Raw genomic sequence first — 19,329 nt, 5'->3', positions numbered from 1 at the left:
CTGATCAATGGCCGGCCTGGCTCATGGTGTGCGCAAGGGCCTGGGTGCAGCGCTCTTCGGCGGTGTCCAGTTCCAGTTTCATCTGTTCGATATCCAGCAACTGTTGCTCGAGCTGCTCACGGCGCTCGGCGATTTTCGCCAGCATGCTGTTGAGCTGGATATGGTTGCCGCTGGTGGGGTCGTAGAGTTCGATCAACTCGCGGCATTCGGCCAGGGAAAAGCCGATGCGTTTGCCGCGCAGAATCAGCTTGAGGCTGACTTTGTCGCGCGCCGAGTAGATGCGTTCCTGGCCCCGGCGTTCCGGGGCCAGCAGGCCTTGTTCTTCATAGAAACGAATAGCGCGGGTGGTGATGTCGAGCTCGCGGGCGAGGTCGGAGATGCTGTAGGTGGTGCTCATGGCGGCGCTCAATAAAGTCTTGGCGCTAAGCTACTGGCAGGTTGACGTATACGTCAAGCAAATCACTGTGGCGAGGGCGCTTGCTCCCTCGCCACCAACCCTCAGGCTTGTTTGCCATCCAGCTTCTTCTCATGGGCCGTCACTTGCTGGCACAACTCGATCATCTGCTCACGCATCCAGCGGTTGGCCGGGTCCTGGTCGGTGCTTTCGTGCCAGTACAGGTGGGTTTCCACCGGTGGCACATCGTTGACCGGCAGGTTGATCCAATGCAGTTCATGGCGCCGTGCGAAGCGCTCGGGCACGGTCATCACCATGTCAGTCTGTTGCAGCACTTGCGAGGCCATCAGGTAATGCTGGGACCGCAGGGCGATCTTGCGTTGCAGGCCCATCTTGCCCAAGGCCAGGTCGACATGGCCCAAGCCATTGCGACGACTGGAAATATGCACATGGGTCAACCCCAGGTAATCATCCAGGGTCAGCTTGTCTTTGCCCGCCAGCGGGTGGCCCTTGCGCATGGCGCACACGTAGCGGTCTTCCATCAGCTTGACATGGCGCACTTGCGGGTCGGTGTTGAGCGGTGCGTCCACGGCAAAATCCAGGCGGCCGGCGGCCAGTTCCTTGGTGGTTTCGCGGCGTTTGGACAGGAAACTCTCGATGACCACCGTCGGCGCCAGGCGGCGCAGGCGCTGGAACAACAGCGGCAGAATCACCGCCTCGGTGAGGTCGGTCATGCTGATGCGGTAGGTCTTGGCCGCCTGCTGCGGGTTGAAAATCCGGCTTTCCTGCACTGACACCCGCAGCAACGACAACGCGTTGCGCACCGGGCCGATGATGTTCTGCGCCATCGGCGTGGGCACCATGCCTTGGGCGGTGCGTACGAACAGCGGGTCGTTGAAGGTCTCGCGCAGGCGTGCCAGGGCGTTGGATACCGCCGGCTGGGTGATGCCGACAATCTGCCCGGCGCGGGTCAGGTTGGCTTCGGTGTAGATCGCGTCGAAGACGATAAAGAGGTTGAGGTCGACCTTGCTCAGATTCATTTCGTTGCGCTCTTATTGTTAGGTGTTCATACGCCGATCATATATCGGTGATGAATGTTAATACACGCCGAGAATAGGCTAGGTAAATTATCAACGCTGTTCTAGCATCGATTGCATGACCTAAACAACCTCTCAAAGAAGGGAGCTGCTCATGGATTTCGCCTATTCGCCCAAGGTTCAGGAACTGCGTGAACGCGTCACCGCGTTTATGGATGCTTACGTTTACCCGGCCGAGCCGGTGTTCGAACGCCAAGTCAGCGAAGGTGACCGCTGGCAGCCCACCGCCATCATGGAAGGGTTGAAAGCCAAGGCTAAAGCCGAGGGCCTGTGGAACCTGTTCCTGCCCGAATCCGAACTGGGCGCCGGCCTGACCAACCTCGAATATGCGCCGTTGGCCGAAATCATGGGCCGCTCGCTGCTGGGCCCGGAGCCGTTCAACTGCTCGGCGCCGGACACCGGCAACATGGAAGTGCTGGTGCGCTACGCCAATGAAGAGCAGAAACAACGCTGGCTTGAGCCGCTGTTGCGCGGCGAGATCCGCTCGGCCTTCGCCATGACCGAACCGGACGTCGCCTCCTCGGACGCCACCAACATGGCCGCCCGCGCCGAGCGCCAGGGCGACGAGTGGGTGATCAATGGCAAAAAGTGGTGGACCTCCGGCGCCTGCGACCCGCGCTGCAAGATCCTGATCTTCATGGGCCTGAGCAACCCCGACGCGCCGCGCCACCAGCAGCACTCGATGATCCTCGTACCGGTGGACACGCCCGGCGTGAAAATCCTGCGCCCGCTGCCGGTATTCGGCTACGACGACGCACCCCACGGCCATGCCGAAGTGCTATTTGACAACGTGCGTGTGCCCTATGAAAACGTGCTACTCGGTGAAGGCCGCGGCTTTGAAATTGCCCAGGGCCGCCTTGGCCCAGGCCGAATCCACCACTGCATGCGCTCCATTGGCATGGCCGAGCGCGCGCTGGAACTGATGTGCAAACGCGCCGTCAGCCGCACCGCGTTCGGCAAACCGTTGGCCCGCTTGGGCGGCAATATCGACAAGATCGCCGACTCCCGCATGGAAATCGACATGGCGCGCCTGCTGACCTTGAAGGCGGCGTACATGATGGACACCGTGGGTAACAAAGTGGCGAAAAGCGAAATCGCCCAGATCAAGGTGGTGGCGCCGAACGTGGCCCTGAAGGTGATCGACCGTGCGATCCAGATTCACGGCGGCGCTGGGGTGTCCAATGACTTCCCGCTGGCCTACATGTACGCCATGCAACGCACCCTGCGCCTGGCCGATGGCCCGGACGAAGTGCACCGTGCGGCGATCGGCAAGTTTGAAATCGGCAAGTACGTGCCTCGCGAAATGATGCGTAGCGGGCAGTAATACTGCGTCGCCTGCAATCGGGGGGCAAACCCCCTCCCACATAGAAATGGGTTCCAAATGTGGGAGGGGGCTTGCCCCCGATGAGGCCGGATCAGGCACTGACGATCCAGCAGCCCTCAGTACACCCAAACCTCCACCCGCCGATTCTTGATCCGCCCCTCATCCGCCGTGTTCGCCGCCACCGGCATCTGCGCGCCAAACCCGCGAATATCGCGCAGCACCACGCCGTTCTTGACCAACTCCCGCCGCACCGCCATCGCCCGGAGCTTGGACAACAACGCCGCCCGCTGCGGGTCGTTCTTGGCGTCGCCAAACCCCACCAGCGTCACCTGTTTGTCGAGCTTGTCGTGGTCCTTGAGATACGCCACTACCCGCTGCACATCCTGGCGCGCCTTGTTATCCAGGCTGGCGCTGCCCTCTTCAAAACGAAAATTCACCGTCAAGCGCTGGGCGTCGTGGGCGATGGCTTGATAATCCTCAGGCATCGTCGGGCGCGGTTCCACGGCTATGGCCTGCACCTGCTGCGCGATAAACCCGCTGTGCGCCACAATGGCCTGGCCTTTGCTGCTCTGCGCAAAGTCCACCAGAGCCTTGGCCCAGGGGTTATGACCCGAGGGCGGCAGGTAAAAGAACAAGCGGCGCGACAACGGGTAATCCTCCGTGGCGATCAGGCTGTTGAGTGGCAACATCGGTTGTGAGTCACCGTCCACAATCGCCACTGCCTTGGCCTGGCGCACATAGGGCAGGCCGATAAAGCCGATGCCTTGGGGATCCTGGCTGACCGCATCGGACAACTGCTCGCTGGACTCGAAACGCTTGGCCGATGCAACGAGGGGCTTGCCGCGCAGGCGTAGGACCAACTCCTTGAAGGTGTCGTAGGTGCCGGATTGGTCATCGCGGGCGTAGAGATGAATCGTCCCGCCGATGCCGCCCAATGCCTCCCATGTGCTGATCTCGCCGTTGAAAATCTGCGCCAGTTGCTCGGTGTTCAACGTATTCAGCGGGTTTTGCGGGTTGAGGATGATGGCCAGGCCGTCGATGGCGACCACCTGCTCGGCGCCGGGGCTTTTCAGGTCGCCCAGGGGTTCAAGGTCGACCAGTTCGCTGTCCTTGATCGGACGGGACGAGGCGGCGAGGTCGGCGCTGGTTTTTTTCAGGGCGGCAAAGCCGGTGCTGGAACCGTGGGCTGCGACGTCGATCGTCACGGTTTTACCCTGGCGCGTCTTGCCGATCACACGTTGTTCATTGGCGCCCTCGGCGGGTTCGCTGTGCACGCCCTGCAACCCTTGATGTTCCATCAAGCCTTTGGCCAATGCCGGGGCCAGTGCTGCACCAATGGTGTTGGAACCCTGGATGCGCAACGCAGGCCCTTGGTCGGGAACGGGCAGGGGAGTTGCCACGGCGGGAAGGGAAAACACGCAACACAACAGGAACAGAACGCGCAGCGTCATGCCGGCACCTTCTCAAGCCAAAGGGAGTGCCGGGACATTAAGTCAGTTGGATTTCAATAATGTGAATGACACTCAAATGATCAAAAGTGTGGGAGGGGGATCAGCTCAGTTCCAGCCAGATCGGCGCATGGTCCGACGGTTTTTCCAAGCCACGCAAGTCGTAATCCACGCCCGCATCCTTGACCCGTGGCAGCAAGCCCTTGGAGGCCATGATCACGTCAATGCGCAGGCCACGCTTGGGCTCGTCTTCAAAGCCACGGCTGCGGTAGTCGAACCAGCTGAAACGGTCGGCTACGTCCGGGTTGAGGTGGCGGAAGCTGTCTACCAGGCCCCAGTTTTTCAGGCGGGCCATCCACTCGCGCTCTTCGGGCAGGAAGCTGCACTTGCCGGTTTTCAGCCAGCGCTTGGCGTTGTCGGCACCGATGCCGATGTCGCAGTCTTCCGGGGAAATATTCACATCGCCCATCACTACCAGTGCCTGGTCATTGCTGAACTCGCTTTCCAGCAGCTGTTGCAGGTCTTCGTAGAAGCGCTGCTTGGCGGGGAATTTGGTCGGGTGGTCGCGGCTTTCGCCCTGGGGGAAATAGCCATTCATGATGGTCACTGGGTTGCCGTTTTCATCGGCGAAGGTGCCCCAGATGAAACGGCGCTGGGCGTCTTCTTCGTCACTGGCAAAACCTTTGTGAAGGCTCAATGCCGGCTGACGTGAGAGCAGTGCCACGCCGTAGTGACCTTTCTGGCCGTGGTAGTAAACGTGGTAGCCAAGAGCCTGCACGTCGGCCAGGGGGAACTGGTCGTCGTGGACCTTGGTTTCCTGCAGGCCGATCACGTCGGGTTGGTGCTTTTCAATCAGCGCCGCCAGCTGATGGGGGCGGGCGCGCAGCCCGTTGATATTGAAGGAGACGATTTTCATGGTCGGCAGTCCAGTCTTGGCAAAAGGGCGATGCTAGCCGACAAGTCGGACGGGGGCCAGCGTGGCGGTAGGGCAGATGCGCTGCTAATGTCTGGGAACGACTGGTGCTGCGTAGGTTCGTACCCATAAGAACGCCATCTATTGAGTGGCGCCCAGGGAGATTGACTGTATGACTGACACTGCCATTGGCGAAGTTCGCCTGCTCAACAGCGGCTATTCGCGCGAAGCCCGCTCCCTGCTTTACCAGGCCTATCGGCATGAGCCGACCTTTGCCTACATCTTCGAAGCCGAACGCCCAGGCTATGAGCAGCGGGTACGCGCCACCGTGCGTGAGTTGGTCAAGCAGCATTTCTTCCAGAAACTGCCGGCCATTGGTCTGTTCGTGAACGATCGTCTTATCGGCATTGCCCTGATTGCGCCACCGCAACGGCGCCTGGGGATTACCGAGAGTTGGGCCTGGCAACTGCGCATGTGGCTGAGCACCGGTGTGCGCGGTACGCGGCGTTACCTTGATTACCATCACGCGGTGCTGGCGTGCTTGCCCAGCGAGTCGGTGCATGTGTTGCCGCTGTTGGGTATTCACCCGCAATTCCAGGGCAAACACTACGGTGAGCAGTTATTGGAAGCGGTGCACAACTGGTGCGCCGACGACCCGCACTCGACCGGCGTGGTGCTGGATACGGGCAACTCGCGCTACCTGGATTTCTATAAACGCCAGGGTTATGAGGAAATCGGCGAAGTCGCTGTAGGACCGGTCCTGGAACACGTGTTTTTCCACCCCAATCCCCAGGCGTTACATGCTGCAACGGCTTAGGGCAGAATTTTTCAGATTCATCCGGGTTCTAAGATGCTCCCCAGCTCGTGTAGCATCCGCGCCTATGAAGTTTCCAGGAAGATTTACCAGCGGCTTGATCCTGCTGTTCACAAGCTGCGGCGCTTTGGCGCAAAGCGAGTTGGACGTGCGGGTCAAACCCTCAAACGACGCGTTGAAAGCCAACATCGAAGGCTACATCGGCGGGGTTGGCGATCGTGATGAAGAAGCCTTGCTGCGGTTCAGCCGTGGCGCTGAGGAGCAGGCGCGTAAAGCCGCCCAGGCCCTGGGTTTTTATCAGCCCCAGATCGACAGTGAGGTGAAGGGTGGCAAGAACCCGCGCCTGATCCTCAGCATCGACCCCGGCGAACCGGTGCATTTGCGCAACGTGACCCTTCGGGTCGACGGCGAGGCTGCGAACCTCAAGTCCTTTCGCGTGCCTGCCAGCGACGACCTTAAATCCGGCGCGGTGCTCAACCACGGCCACTACGAAGACGCCAAGCGTCTGATCCAGAACCAGGCCTCGCGCTATGGCTTTTTCAGCGGGCGTTTTACCCGCCAGAAACTCGCGGTTGACCCGCAAGCCGGCGTTGCCGATATCGAACTCATCTATGACAGCGGCCCGCGCTACACCTTGGGCAAGGTCCATTTCGCCGGCGACACGCCGTTTGACGACGAACTGCTGCAACGTATGGTGCCCTTCAAGGCCGGTGACCCTTACGATTCCGAGTTGATCGCGGAGCTCAATCAGAACCTGCAAGCCAGCGGCTTTTTCGAAGGCGTGCGCGTGGACGCCGCGCCAGCTGCCTCGACCAATGATGTGATCCCGGTGGCCGTCAATCTGGAAACCCGCAAGCCACGCACCATGGGCCTGGGCCTTGGCTACTCGACTGACGTCGGGCCACGGGGCAAAGCCAACTGGACGCGCCACTGGGTCAACCCGCAAGGCCACAGTTACGGCTGGGAGGCCGAACTGTCGGCACCGCGCCAGAACGTCGGCCTGTGGTACGACATCCCACTGGACCCGCCGCTCACCGACAAACTGCGTTTTGCCGGTGGTTACCAGAATGAAGAACTGGCCAACACCGACACCCTGAGTAAATTGCTGACCCTGGGCCCCGAATGGCACAGCAAATTGCCCAGCGGTTGGACGCGGGTGGTTTCCCTCAAATACCAGCGTGAAGAATACCGCCTGGGCAATGACTCGGGCCTCAGCAACCTGGTCATGCCCGGCATCAGTTATTCCTACCTGCGCAGCGATAACCGCATCGACCCTCACCACGGCTACCGCCTGCAATTCGATACCAAGATGGCCAAAGAAGGCTTGGGCTCGGACACCAACTTGTTGTACGGCACGGCCATGGTCAAAGGCCTGACTACCCTGTGGGACAACCACCGCTTCCTGGCGCGGGCGCAGTTCGGCGGCAGTGCCACCAATGGCTATAAGTCAGTGCCGCCATCGCTGCGCTTCTTTGCCGGTGGCGACCAGAGCGTGCGCGGCTATGAGTACCAGACCCTGTCGCCGGAGAATGACCGTGGTGATCGTATCGGTGGCCGCTACATGGTGGCCTTGAGCGCCGAGTATCAATATTCCATTGCCGAGAAATGGCGGATCGCGACTTTCATCGACCAGGGCAACTCGTTCAACACCCTGGAATTGCCCAGCCTCAAAACCGGCGTGGGCGTCGGTATCCGCTGGGTGTCGCCAGTCGGTCCGATCCGTCTCGACCTGGCCCATGCCCTGGAAGACCCGGGCGGCGTTCGTTTGCACTTTTCCATGGGGCCTGAGCTGTGATACGTGGTTTGAAAATAGCGGGGCTGGCCGTGGTGGCGGTCCTTGCAGGGCTGTTGTTGGCGCTGTGGGCGGTACTCGGCACCCAGGCGGGCAGTCGCTGGGCCCTTGGCCAGGTGCCGGGGCTGAGCGTGGAGCATTTCCAGGGTCGTTTGGGCGGCCAGTGGAGCGCCGATCATCTGCTGTGGCAGCAAGACAGCAGCCGCGTGGAACTCAAGGCGCCGAAATTCGATTGGTCACCAGCCTGCCTGTTGCGCATGACGTTGTGCATTGACCAGTTGGATGTTGAGCAGGTCAGCCTGCAATTTCCTCCCAGTACCGAAGAAAGCAGCAGCCCTATTGCACTGCCTGATCTGAAATTGCCGGTTGCCCTCCAGTTAGGCGACGTTCGCGTCGGCAGTCTGCTGTTCAACGGCAGTGAAGAGCTGAAAGGCCTGCAACTGGCGGCGCATTGGACCGCTGCCGGCATGCAGATCGATTCGGTGCACCTGCAACGCGACGACCTGGTGCTGGACCTCGCTGGCCTGTTGCAACCCATTGGCAATTGGCCGCTGACTGCCAGCGGTAACCTGAGCCTGCCTTACGCGCCCGGTAGCGCCGCGTGGAAGGTTGCCCTCAAGGTCGAAGGCGACCTGCTCAAGACCCTCAAGCTCGACGCCGACAGCAGCGGCTACCTGACGGCCAAGCTCAAGGGCGAGTTGCAGCCCCTGGCCGACAACCTCCCGGCGCAGTTGCAGATCAGCGCTGACGGCTTCAAGCCCAGTGCCGATTTGCCGGACACATTGCAACTCAATCAACTGGACCTCACCGCCAAAGGTGACTTGAACAACGGCTATCAACTGCTGGGCAAGGCGGTGCTGCCGGCGGAAAAAGGCCCGGTGGGCCTGCTGCTGCAAGGCAAGGTCGACGCCAAGGGCGCGCAGATCGCAGGCCTGGACCTGAATGCCGGTGACCAACAAAGCCTCAAGCTCAGCGCCAACCTGGACTGGCAACAAGGCTTCAGCGCCGATGCCAAGATCGACTGGCTCGACTTTCCCTGGCATCGCCTCTATCCGGTGATCGACGAGCCCCAGGTAACGGTACGTACCTTCAACGGCGAGATTTCATACAAAGACGGCAACTACCTGGGCAACCTCAAGGCCGACCTCGATGGCCCGGCGGGCAAGTTCAATGTGGTCACGCCGTTCAGTGGCGACCTCAAGCAAGTCTTCCTGCCTGAGCTGAAATTGACCGCCGGCCAAGGCAAGGCCGAAGGCCACCTGAACCTGCAGTTTGCCGATGGCATCGCCTGGGATACCGCGCTGGACCTGTCGGCGTTGAACCCCGCGTACTGGGTCGCTGAGCTGCCGGGCACGCTGGCCGGCCCGCTGCGCAGCAAGGGCGAGTTCAAGAACGCGCAACTCAAGCTCAATGCCGACCTCGACCTCAAGGGCCGCCTGCGCGGCCAAACCGCCGTGCTGGCGGCCAAGGCCGAAGGCGTGGGCGAACAATGGACCCTGGCCAACCTGGATATCCGCCTCGGTGACAACCGCATCAACGGCAGCGGCAGCCTGCAACAACGCCTGGCCGGGCAGATCGACATCAAGCTGGCGCGCCTGGCCCAGCTCTGGCCGCAGTTGCGCGGGCAGGTCAATGGCCGTCTCGAGGTGGCCGGCAGCTTGCACGCGCCCCAAGGCAAACTTGATCTCAACGGCCAGCAACTGGCGTTTGCCGACAACCGCCTGCAACGCCTCAGCCTCGACGCCACCCTCGACAGCGCCCAGCGCGCCAAGATCGACCTCAAGGGCAGCGGCATTCAAAGCGGCGACACCCAGGTCGGCACCCTGACGGCCAGCGCCCAGGGCGATATCAAGAACCAGAAAGTCCAGCTGGACCTGGCCGGCCCGCTGCTCAAGCTGGCCCTGGCGCTGGACGGCAACCTGGACAACGGCAACTGGCGCGCACGCCTGGCCAGCGGTGACGTCCAGGCCGGTGGCCAGGACTGGAAACTGCAAGCCCCGGCGAAGATCGACTACCTGGCCGACGGCAAGCTGACCTTCGCTGCGCATTGTTGGGTCTCCGGCGCCGCCAGCCTGTGCGGTGAAGACCAGCGGCTGATGCCCGAACCCAAGCTGCGTTACCACCTCAAGCAATTCCCCCTCGACAGCCTTGCGGCCTTTTTGCCCAAGGATTTCGCTTGGCAGGGCAAGCTCAATGCCGACGTACAGCTCGACCTGCCCGACAGCGGCCCCAAAGGCGTGGTGTCGGTGGATGCCAGCGGCGGCACCCTGCGGGTCAAGGATAAAGACCAGTGGCTGGATTTCCCCTACGACACCCTCAAGCTGGAAACCACCCTCAACCCCAAGCGTATCGACACGCAGTTGAACTTCCGGGGCGGCAAGCTCGGTGAATTGCTGTTGCAGGCGCAGATCAACCCGCTGCCGAAAAACAAACCGATTACCGGTAATTTCAGCCTCACCGGGCTGGACGTCGCGGTGGCGCGGCCGTTTGTGCCGATGGTGGAAACCCTCAATGGCAAGCTTAACGGCAACGGCCGGATTTCCGGCGGCCTGCTGGCGCCGCAGATCAACGGCAATGTGAACCTGATCGGCGGCGAAGTCTCCGGTCCGGAGTTGCCCGTCAGTCTCGAAGGCCTGAATGTGCAGGCGCTGATTGCCGGTGAGAGCGTGCAGCTCAACGGTGGTTGGCGCAGCGGCAAGGCCGGGCAGGGCAGCCTCAAGGGCCAGATCGACTGGGGGCAGGCCATGACCGTGGACCTCAGCCTGCAAGGCTCGCAATTGCCGGTGACGGTGGAGCCCTACGCCACACTAGAAGTGGCACCGGACCTGAGGATCACCCTGAAGAATGACAAGCTCGCCATCGCCGGCAACGTGCAGATCCCGCGTGGCGACATCACCGTGCGCGAACTGCCGCCGTCGACCGTCAAGGTCTCGGACGACACCATCATCATCGGCAGCCAGACCGAGGAGGGTAAGCCGGCGATGGCCATGGCGATGGATATCGACGTGGCGGTGGGCGAAGACCAGCTCAACTTCTCGGGCTTCGGCCTCACCGCCAAGGTGCAGGGCCATGTGCATATCGGCGACAACCTGGACACCCGTGGCGAGCTTTGGCTCAACGATGGCCGCTACCGCGCCTACGGCCAGAGGCTCGATGTACGCCGGGCGCGGTTGCTGTTCGCCGGGCCGCTAGACCAGCCGTACCTGGATATCGAAGCGATCCGCAAGACCGACGATGTGGTGGCTGGTATCCGTCTGAGCGGCAGCGCCGAGCAACCCACCACGCAGATCTTCTCGGAACCGGCCATGAGCCAGGAACAGGCGCTGTCCTACTTGGTGTTGGGGCGCCCGCTGAGCACCACCGGCGAAGACAACAACATGCTGGCCCAGGCGGCGTTGGGCCTGGGCTTGATGGGCAGCGCCGGGGTGACGTCGGACATTGCCACCAAGCTCGGCATCCAGGACTTCGACCTCGACACCCAGGGCAGCGGCAACAATACCGCCGTGGTGGCCAGCGGCAAGATCACCGAGAAACTCAGCCTGCGCTACGGCGTAGGGGTGTTCGAACCCGCCAGCACCATTGCCTTGCGCTACCTGTTGAGCAAGAAGGTCTACCTGGAGGTGGCCAGTGGTGTGGCCAGCTCGTTGGATATTTTCTACAAGCGCGACTTCTAAGTGCGGCACACCAGCGACACCCGCTCATAGTTCAGCGCCTTATTGCGTTCCGGCAATGCGTAAGGCGCTTCGCAGTGCTGGTCTTGCCAGGTGATGATCAAGGTGCCGGTGTCGGCTTCGACCAACGCCAGTGCCTTGCCGCTGGGGTCGGCAATTGCGATCTGCTGGCCGGCACCGTCTTCGAGTGCTGCGCCAAACGGGATGGGTTTATGGTGCGCGTCAAACAACGCGAACTGCACCCGTCGCCCACGCTTGCTGGCATAGCGCGCCAGCACTACCGCACCGCGCCGTGGCACCACCTGCTGGGTCGCGTTATCGATCTCGATTTCGCCGCCCAGGTCACGGGTGTCCAGGCTGATCCAGTTGATGCGATAGGGTTGTGCGTTGGGCACCACGGCAAAACCATTGCGGCCGGTTTTTGCGCCGGAAAAACTACCGATTTTCACCCCGCTCGCGCCCTCGACCTGTGCCAGAGCAAACGTCTCACCGACGGTTTGCCCCAGGTTTATCCCGCCGGCATGGCCCACCACTGACCCTGCCAGGTTGAGGTTCTGTGAGTTGTACCCGCGCCCCTGACTGTAGCCAGCACTGATATCGAGCTGCGAAGTGCGGGTGCTGAGGTTGGCCGATCCCGTACTGCCGCCGATGCTGCTGTTACCGGTTTGCACCGAATAATAGGTGTCGCTGTTTTCCGTCACGTAGCCGTTGATGCCGACTTGAGCCGTGTCGCTGGCCTTTTGCGTGCTGGCGGAGACAAAGGCTCTCGGTGCACGCGGTTTTGCGCCCAGCGGGAAGGACAGTGACAAGTTGACCAGCGTGTCGTTGTTGGCTGGTCCGTAGTTGCCGACATCCTTGGAGTAGGTGGCCCCAAGGTTGTAACTCACCTCACCCCAATAGTTGCTGTAGCCCGCCGACAGGCTTTGCGAACCGCCACGCCGCCAGTAGCGCTGGTCGCTGGCGTTCATATAGAGGCTGCCATATTGCTGGTTGCGGCCGATGCTCTGGTTGACGGTCAGGTCTGTGCGGGTTTTAGAGCTGCCCACGCGCTTCTGGCCCTGGTTGCTCGATTCCTCGACGTGCTCGCTGAGGGTGCGATAGCCCTCGGTCGAATAGCGGTAGGCCGCCAGGGTGAAGTTGGTGTCGGTGCCGGTAAACGTCTTGGCATACAGCGCACGCACACTGGTGCCCTTTACTGCCTGGCCGTAGGTACGGCTGGACGAATGGGTCATGTCCAGCGAGACCGCGCCGATGGGCGTGTTTCGCCCTGCGCCCACGGACAGCGCCTGGAAGTTGTCCGTGGCCTGCACGCCAACGATCCCGGACAGGTTGCTGCTGACCCCATAGGCCAATGTGCTGCTGACAAACTGCGGAGACTGTTGGCCATTGCTGTTGCTGTTGTACTGGCCAGCCGAGACGCTGTACTTCAATTGGCCTTGGCGCACCATGATCGGCAGGCTGGAAAACGCCTGCACCGTGACCCGCCGTCGGCCGTCGGCTTCGATGATTGTCACTTCAAGGTCACCGTTGGAGCCGCTGGGGTAAATGTCGCTGATCTCGAACGGGCCTGGCGGCACGTTGGCGGTGTAGAGGATGTAGTCGTTCTGGCGGATTTCCACCGTGGCGCTGGACTGTGCGATCCCGCGGATGATTGGCGCATAACCACGCTCACTGTCAGCGCGCATGCCGTCGTCCGAGGCCAGTTTGAGGCCGCGATAACGCACGCTGTCGAACAGGTCGGCGTCCGAGAAAATATCCCCGGCACTGAACTGGCCCTTCCACGCGGTCACGTCATGTTGCAAGTAGCTGCGGTTGCTCTTGAAGGTACTGGGGAGCCCGGTGCTGCTGTTGAAGTTCGACTCGTTGCGCAGCCGCCAGGCGCCGAGGTTGATGCCGTTGCGCAGGCCGAGGTTGTTGGACAGGGTGTTCTCACCTTGGCTGCTGTTTCGGCTGCTGCTCAACTGGTAGTTGATGAACGCCGCGGGTACACCTTCGTCCCACAAGGCGGGGTCGACATACCCCCGTCGACCCCGTTCCATGGCACTTTGCGGCACGCTGACCAACAGGCGCAGGCGAGGCACGTCGTAGCGCACGCTGGCATGGTCGATCAGCGCGGGCAGGTCGATACAGGCATTCGGGGCGGCGGCGTCGAGCGGTAATTTGGCGACGTCGACGCCTAGTTGCTCGACGGTTTCCCGGGTCAGGCAGGCCTCGACCTTGCCGGTGTCGGGGTGACGGCGAAAGTCGATATCCCGGCGCCCCACCAGGGTGTCGTTGCCGTAGAGGTCAACACGGTAGCTGCCAGGCAGCACGCTGTTGGCGGCAAGCAGTGATTGCAGGTCAATGGACGAGGGGGCGCTTTTTAGAAACGAGGTATTGAATTGCTCATCACCTTCGGCCAAGCACGCCGAGCTGAAGACCAGGGCAACCGATACTGGCGCCCATCCGTTGCGCTTGAATAAAAACATGCAGGAACCCTATATCACCTCCGGTACGAACTAACGGAGCGAAGATAAATACAGTAAAAGTGTGGCCGCTGAAGAACAGCTTGCCAACTAAGGGGACTCTTTGACCAAACTCGCCTGAATGTTGGCTGAGTTGGAAAGTTGCGCGGTATAACGATCGCGTGCGCCATAGTCATTAATACTGCTGAATAACAAACGCGGCGCAGGGCTCTGCGTCAGTTTTTTCAGCGTGAACTCTTTTTGTTCGCCGGGCGCGATCATGGTGGAGTCAAACGGATGTTCACTGAGTTCGCCGGATTGCAACGTGATTTCGGCAATCGACACGTGGTACAGGCTGGGGTTATTCACCACTAACACGTTCCTTGCGCCGCGCTCGACCAGCCGCCACGACAACTCGGCGGGGGCCAGATAGGCGTTGTCTTTCATGCCCGCAGGGCGAAAGAGCACCTTGATGCGCTGGCGTACGGCCAGCTGCAAGGTATTCGGGGTTTTCGATGCCTGGGGAATTTCCTGCACATTGAGCCACACCACCGACTCGCGATCGGTTGGCATGCCCGTGCCTTCGTAGATCACCCGCAACAGTTGCTGTTCGTTGCCATTGACCCGCACCAGTGGTGGGGTGACGGCAAAGGGCACAGAAGTGGCGTCGTCGGCATTGGTGTCGATCCAGGACTGGATCAGCACGTCGTTACCGCTATTACGCACGGTGATTCCGGCTTCCTTGTGCGCGCCGTCGAAGACCAGGCGCGTGCCGCTCAGTGAAATGCCGGCCGTCGCCGGGTTGATCAGCAACAGTTCCAGCAGGCCTGCGCAAACGGACAAAGCGTGACGATAAAACATGAGGGTTACCGCGCAAATGAATGGGAGTGCGGGGCCGGTTGGCTCCGCACAGCGCCTGAGTGTGGGCTCGGCTTATTCGTATTGCAGGACGAACGGCAGTGTGGCGTCACCGCGCCCGGCAACCACCGTGGAGACGTCGGTGGCGGTGGTGACATACACCGCCGAGAATTTCAGCGAGGTGTTGCCGCCTTGCAGCGGGCTTTCGATGATTGCCGTGGTCGGTGAACTCAGGTCGATCAGCGCGCCATTCCCGTCGAGCAACGCAATGCCGACGTTTTTGGCCGCGCCCATGCCTTCGACGAGCTTGAGGACCTTGCCGCCAGTAGCGATGCCCGAACCTGCGCCTTTGGTCGGCTCAAAGGTCATCGACACTTTGGCGCCGGTGTTGCAGTTGATCTTCATGTCGAAGTTCTGTGCACTCAGGGTGCCGTTGCTTTTAGGCGCGGCCACGGTGCCCATGTCCTTGACCGATACGTTGCCCATGTCCACGGAGATGTTTTTATTAACCCCGCCTGCGCTGGCGGAGCAGGCATCGACGTTGATGGTGCCGGTGAAGTTGAGGGTACCGCCGCCCGCCAGGGTAGGCGCGGCCACGGCATGACCGGCAGCGACAACAATAGACAAGGCGAGCAGTGCCCGAGAAAAGGTTTTCATGTGAGTAATACCGTTGTTGGTTGTGAATCAACACGATATAGCGGGGTACCTGAGTGATAAATCAGACGATCCCTAGAAACTACGGTTAGTTGAACAAGTTGCGTTCGATGCAATAAGCCAATAAATCCTGGTCGCTACTCACCTCTAGTTTGCGCATGGCTGCTACTTTCTGCGTACTGATGGTCTTGGCACTTCTATTTAACCCGCGCGCAATTTCGTTGACACCTTGCCCCGAGACAAACAAACGCAAGATTTCATGTTCTTTGGGCGATAGCCGCGTAAACCGTTCATCCAGGTCCATGCCGGACTCCCTCACCGATGCCGGCACCGGGGCGCTGTTGCGAATCGGGTTGCCACGGGCGATGGCCTTGAGTGCGGCCTGGATCTCGGCATGCAACTGGTTCTTCTGAATGACTGCCAGCACACCCAGCTCCTGCAGGCGCGTAAGGATCAAGGGGTTGGAGATCATGGTGAGCACCAGCACACGCACGCTGGGGAAGTGCCGTGTCAGGTATTCCACCAGCTTGAGGCCGTCACCGTAGGGGGAGTCGCCGGGCATATTGAAGTCAGTGATCACCAGGTCCACGGGCCGGGACTCCAGCAGGCTGACCAGTTCGCTGGGGGACACGGCCTCGCCGACCACGCGAAAGCGTGCGTCCCGCTCAATCAGCTCTCGCACCCCCACCAGTACGATGGGGTGATCATCGGCAATGACAACGTTGAGGGTTTCCATGAGTGTGATTTTCCAGTCTGAAATTATTCAAGGGCATTGAGTAAGGCATTCAACCGCTCCAGGTGCTGCTGCACGTCAGCCGCCAATGCCGGCGTGACGGCCATGCCGGTCAAGCGACATTCCAGCTCGACAAAGGCCGTCGCCATCTCGCCGGCCTGCACTGCGCCTAAGGCACCGGCCATGCTGTGTAAGTGTTGCGCCACCCGATTGGCATCGGCGCACTCCAATGCCGCCAGGGTGGCAATCACATCCTGGCGCAGGGTCGTGACAAACAGCTTGCGCATTTTGGGCGACAGTTGCAGTGGGGCGGCGACTGCGGGGGGCAGCGCGATCTCGCAATGCTGCTCAAGCTGGGCACGCAATGTGGCCAGGCTCAGCGGCTTGACCAGCCACGCATTCATGCCGACAGCAGCGCAGCGTTCGCCTTCTTCGCGCAGTGCGTTGGCGGTGACGCCAATGATCGGCAAGGTTGTATCCTGCCGGCGCAGAGCCTCGGCCAACTGGTAGCCGTTCATGATCGGCATGTTCACGTCGGTCAGCACCAGGTCAAAGCGCCCCAGTGCCCACTGCATCAACGCCTGTTCGCCGTTGGCGGCGGTGATGACTGAACAGCCCAGGGCTTCCAGTTGCTCCTTGATGATCGCGGCGTTGATCACGTTGTCTTCTGCCACCAGCACCTTCAGGTTCAGGTCGCGGTTTTTTTCGCCGACTGAAGGACGATGGCCGGCGTGCTCGCCGTGGTGCGCCAGGTAAACCGCCCAGGCGATGGCGCGCACGTCATCGGCGTCGACGGCCCAGTTGGCACCGTCCCACAACGGCGGGTTGGGCCCGCCCGGTGTGGCGACGACGCGGGGCACGGATTGATGTGCGTCAGTGGTCCGCCAGCATAAATCCACCCGCAACGCCTGCGCGGGCGTCTCGGCCGTGAACGGGCGGCCGTCGAGGCCCAGCCGGTTGAGCCAATCGATCAGGTGCTGCGCTTGCTCGGCGACTGGCGCGCGGACGTAGACGGCTGGCGCCTGGGGTGCAAATGAAGGGCAGTTGGCCAAGCTGCCGGGCATCGATTCCAGGGGCAGCTCCAGGGTGAAACTGCTGCCCAGCCCAGGCTCGCTGACCACCTTGAGTTGGCCGTGCATCAATTCGCACAGCCATTTGCAGATCGCCAGGCCCAGGCCCGCACCGCCTTGGCTGGTCGCATCGTTGGCCTGGTAGAACGGGTCGAACAACTGCTGTTGCTGGGCCTGGGAAATGCCCACGCCCGAGTCGCTGACTTGCCACTGCACGCGTGCGTCTTCCAGCACGCGCACCCGCACTACCACGCGGCCATTGTCGGTGAACTTGATCGCGTTGCTCAGCAGGTTGTTGAGAACCTGGCGGATGCGCAGCGGATCGCCGCGTACCCGGTCGGGTAGCGAGGCCTCGATGCAGGCATACAGTTGCAAACCCTTGGCGCGTGCAAAGGCGCTGTAGGTGCGCACGCAGTCTTCGGTCAGTTCCAGCGGGCAAAACGCTTGCGGCTCGAGGGTCATTTGGCCCGCCTCGATTTTCGACACGTCCAGCACATCGCTGATCAATTGGAACAGAGTGGCGGAGGAACGTTGGATGGTGTGCAGGTAATCCTGCTGGCGCGGGGCGAGGGCGGTCAGGCCGAGCAGTTCCAAGGTGCCTAGCACCCCATACAGCGGTGTGCGGATTTCATGGCTCATGGTGGCGAGGAAACGGCTCTTGGCCTGGTTCGCCGAGTCGGCGGCCCGGCGCGCGTCGTCCAGGGCGGCGGCGTCTTCGATGTGCCGGGTCACGTCATGCAGCGCGCAGAGCCAGGCATCCTGGCCCTGGTAGCGGGTGGGCACGAAGGCGACGTGCAGGTGGCGCCCGTCGAGTTCGAGGTCGGCGTGCCCTGCTTCGGCATGGGCCTTGAGCAGGTCCTTCAATTGGCGCGTGTCGTGCCAGGCCTGAGCACGTTGGTTTTGCAGGAGCACGTGGTGGTCGCTGCGGCGAATCACGCACAGGCCGGTCGGCGCCGTATCAATCACTGCGCGGCCGAATGCTTCGCTTTCGGCAATGCCGGCGTGGGCCCGTTGGGCGGGCAGGATGACCCGTGCGGCGTACCAGCGATTGAGCGCACGACTGCACCCCAGCAGCGCCAGCACTAGGGTGATCAGGCACAGCAAGGGCCACAGTGCGTAGTTCAAAAAGCTGCGCAGACTGATGACGTAGATCGCCGTCCAGCGCTCTTCACCGGGGCTGGTCAGTTTGAACACCAGGCCGTCGCGGGTGAAATTCACCCCCTCATCCAACACCTCACCGGGCTTCAGGGCACCGGTCAATACCGCGCCGGCGGGCGTTACCAAGGTGAAGTCGTCGTAGATCGACCACTGCATCAGCCGCTCGATGTTATTGACCTGGGACAGGTTCAGCAGCGAGCCCACCACCACCCAGGTGTTCGCGCCCTCGATACTCAGTGCTGTCCCGGTCAGGTTGATATCGATGTAGGCCAGCAAGGTAGGGGCGGCCTGATCCGCCTGATACGGCGCCCAATGCACCTGATGGTTCGGTTGCGAGGTGTTCTGCATGCGCAGGTGCTCGTCCACCTGCGTCATCACTTCGACAAATGCCCCCACCGGTATTTGCCCCGCACCGCGCAAACGCCCGGTGGCGGGCACGGTCACGTCGAAAGTGTCCGGGCCATTGAGCAGGATCACTTGGGGCGACTGATAGTGCGACGCCGCCCAGAAGGCGCTGTAGTAGGCGGCGAGGTAGGTACCCAGCGCAAAGACTTTGGGGTGTTGGGGGGCGGCGATCTTGTGCGGGTTGATCCTCACGCTGTACGGCAGGGAAAACGGCAGGCCACGGCCCTCATAGATATTCGGGCCTTCTTCAGGCAGCGCTTTTTGCACCACCGGTGGTAACAGGGTCGCAGGGTCGAGCGTGTCCTTGAGGCTTTCACGCGAGATGTCACGCAAGAACACCTCCTGCTCGTGGATATTCTCCATCAGTCGGGCGAAGTGAAACTGCAGGGTGTCGCGCTGCTCGTCGAGCATGCGCTGTACGCCCCAGTAGCTGACGCCCAGCAGCAACAGCGCCAGGGCGCCAAGTACCAGCAAGCCTTTGTTCAGGCGCAGTGAGCTGCTGGCCAGTTTCTCCAGGAAGGCGTTGGGATGTTGCATTACAGTGCCTGGACGAT

At 61.5% G+C, this 19,329-nt stretch carries 13 protein-coding genes; 4 read left to right on the top strand and 9 right to left on the bottom strand.

Going from position 1 to position 19,329, the window contains the following annotated elements:
* Window positions 1-4 precede the first annotated feature (4 nt).
* Together PspS35_RS17990 and PspS35_RS17985 are read right to left on the bottom strand one after the other, a co-directional pair.
* Window positions 5-397 (bottom strand): MerR family DNA-binding transcriptional regulator, encoded by a 393-nt coding sequence (locus tag PspS35_RS17990; RefSeq protein ID WP_003174785.1) that lies wholly within the window; start codon window positions 395-397, stop codon window positions 5-7.
* A gap of 101 nt (window positions 398-498) precedes the next feature.
* Entirely contained in the window at window positions 499-1,434 is a 936-nt protein-coding gene (locus PspS35_RS17985) for a LysR family transcriptional regulator (RefSeq protein ID WP_159936148.1), read from the bottom strand.
* 151 nt (window positions 1,435-1,585) lie between these two features.
* Between PspS35_RS17985 and PspS35_RS17980 the strand changes: the two genes are divergently transcribed.
* A complete protein-coding gene (locus PspS35_RS17980) occupies window positions 1,586-2,815 on the top strand; it encodes an acyl-CoA dehydrogenase (RefSeq protein WP_159936147.1) in 1,230 nt (409 codons plus the stop codon).
* 116 nt (window positions 2,816-2,931) lie between these two features.
* Here PspS35_RS17980 and PspS35_RS17975 read toward each other — a convergent pair whose 3' ends face one another.
* On the bottom strand, window positions 2,932-4,266 hold the full coding sequence (locus tag PspS35_RS17975; protein ID WP_159936146.1) for a phosphate ABC transporter substrate-binding/OmpA family protein: 1,335 nt from the start codon (window positions 4,264-4,266) through the stop codon (window positions 2,932-2,934).
* 100 nt (window positions 4,267-4,366) lie between these two features.
* Window positions 4,367-5,179 carry an exodeoxyribonuclease III gene (gene xthA, locus PspS35_RS17970; RefSeq protein WP_159936145.1) on the bottom strand — a complete coding sequence of 271 codons (813 nt, stop codon included), beginning with the start codon at window positions 5,177-5,179 and terminating at the stop codon, window positions 4,367-4,369.
* Window positions 5,180-5,348: 169 nt separating this feature from the next.
* On the opposite strand from xthA, the gene PspS35_RS17965 reads away from it, so the two are divergent.
* The 3 genes from PspS35_RS17965 to PspS35_RS17955 all read left to right on the top strand — a co-directional run bounded on the left by PspS35_RS17965 (window position 5,349) and on the right by PspS35_RS17955 (window position 11,456).
* Window positions 5,349-5,993: a GNAT family N-acetyltransferase gene (locus tag PspS35_RS17965; RefSeq protein WP_159936144.1), complete on the top strand. Its 645-nt coding sequence runs from the start codon at window positions 5,349-5,351 to the stop codon at window positions 5,991-5,993.
* 64 nt (window positions 5,994-6,057) lie between these two features.
* Window positions 6,058-7,785 (top strand): autotransporter assembly complex family protein, encoded by a 1,728-nt coding sequence (locus tag PspS35_RS17960; protein ID WP_159936143.1) that lies wholly within the window; start codon window positions 6,058-6,060, stop codon window positions 7,783-7,785.
* The gene (locus tag PspS35_RS17955) at window positions 7,782-11,456 is read left to right on the top strand and encodes a translocation/assembly module TamB domain-containing protein (RefSeq protein WP_159936142.1); all 3,675 of its coding nucleotides are present in this window, start codon (window positions 7,782-7,784) and stop codon (window positions 11,454-11,456) included. The genes PspS35_RS17960 and PspS35_RS17955 overlap by 4 nt, the downstream gene beginning before the upstream one ends.
* Here the strand turns inward: PspS35_RS17955 and PspS35_RS17950 are convergent.
* The 5 genes from PspS35_RS17950 to PspS35_RS17930 all read right to left on the bottom strand — a co-directional run bounded on the left by PspS35_RS17950 (window position 11,453) and on the right by PspS35_RS17930 (window position 19,312).
* A complete protein-coding gene (locus tag PspS35_RS17950; RefSeq protein ID WP_159936141.1) occupies window positions 11,453-13,921 on the bottom strand; it encodes a fimbria/pilus outer membrane usher protein in 2,469 nt (822 codons plus the stop codon). The two genes, PspS35_RS17955 and PspS35_RS17950, sit on opposite strands and share 4 nt — an antisense overlap.
* Window positions 13,922-14,008: 87 nt before the next feature.
* Window positions 14,009-14,758, bottom strand: coding sequence for a molecular chaperone (locus PspS35_RS17945; RefSeq protein ID WP_159936140.1), 750 nt, complete (start codon window positions 14,756-14,758; stop codon window positions 14,009-14,011).
* Window positions 14,759-14,830: 72 nt separating this feature from the next.
* Window positions 14,831-15,412, bottom strand: a complete 582-nt coding sequence (locus PspS35_RS17940) for a fimbrial protein (protein WP_159936139.1) — start codon at window positions 15,410-15,412, stop codon at window positions 14,831-14,833.
* Between the two features lie 85 nt (window positions 15,413-15,497).
* Window positions 15,498-16,145 carry a response regulator gene (locus tag PspS35_RS17935; RefSeq protein WP_159936138.1) on the bottom strand — a complete coding sequence of 216 codons (648 nt, stop codon included), beginning with the start codon at window positions 16,143-16,145 and terminating at the stop codon, window positions 15,498-15,500.
* A gap of 23 nt (window positions 16,146-16,168) precedes the next feature.
* A complete protein-coding gene (locus tag PspS35_RS17930) occupies window positions 16,169-19,312 on the bottom strand; it encodes a hybrid sensor histidine kinase/response regulator (RefSeq protein ID WP_159936137.1) in 3,144 nt (1,047 codons plus the stop codon).
* Between the last annotated feature and the right edge of the window lie 17 nt (window positions 19,313-19,329).

This window comes from Pseudomonas sp. S35 (assembly GCF_009866765.1).
Classification (GTDB): Bacteria; Pseudomonadota; Gammaproteobacteria; order Pseudomonadales; family Pseudomonadaceae; genus Aquipseudomonas.
Note: the sequence above shows the minus strand (reverse complement) of the source record. Positions and strands in the feature narration are given on the sequence as shown.

Excerpts from the sequence above, each read along its gene's own strand:
- PspS35_RS17990 (WP_003174785.1), bottom strand. The coding sequence starts at position 397 with ATGAGCACCACCTACAGCATCTCCGACCTCGCCCGCGAGCTCGACATC.
- PspS35_RS17985 (WP_159936148.1), bottom strand. The coding sequence starts at position 1,434 with ATGAATCTGAGCAAGGTCGACCTCAACCTCTTTATCGTCTTCGACGCG.
- PspS35_RS17980 (WP_159936147.1), top strand. The coding sequence starts at position 1,586 with ATGGATTTCGCCTATTCGCCCAAGGTTCAGGAACTGCGTGAACGCGTC.
- PspS35_RS17975 (WP_159936146.1), bottom strand. The coding sequence starts at position 4,266 with ATGACGCTGCGCGTTCTGTTCCTGTTGTGTTGCGTGTTTTCCCTTCCC.
- xthA (WP_159936145.1), bottom strand. The coding sequence starts at position 5,179 with ATGAAAATCGTCTCCTTCAATATCAACGGGCTGCGCGCCCGCCCCCAT.
- PspS35_RS17965 (WP_159936144.1), top strand. The coding sequence starts at position 5,349 with ATGACTGACACTGCCATTGGCGAAGTTCGCCTGCTCAACAGCGGCTAT.
- PspS35_RS17960 (WP_159936143.1), top strand. The coding sequence starts at position 6,058 with ATGAAGTTTCCAGGAAGATTTACCAGCGGCTTGATCCTGCTGTTCACA.
- PspS35_RS17950 (WP_159936141.1), bottom strand. The coding sequence starts at position 13,921 with ATGTTTTTATTCAAGCGCAACGGATGGGCGCCAGTATCGGTTGCCCTG.
- PspS35_RS17945 (WP_159936140.1), bottom strand. The coding sequence starts at position 14,758 with ATGTTTTATCGTCACGCTTTGTCCGTTTGCGCAGGCCTGCTGGAACTG.
- PspS35_RS17940 (WP_159936139.1), bottom strand. The coding sequence starts at position 15,412 with ATGAAAACCTTTTCTCGGGCACTGCTCGCCTTGTCTATTGTTGTCGCT.
- PspS35_RS17935 (WP_159936138.1), bottom strand. The coding sequence starts at position 16,145 with ATGGAAACCCTCAACGTTGTCATTGCCGATGATCACCCCATCGTACTG.
- PspS35_RS17930 (WP_159936137.1), bottom strand. The coding sequence starts at position 19,312 with ATGCAACATCCCAACGCCTTCCTGGAGAAACTGGCCAGCAGCTCACTG.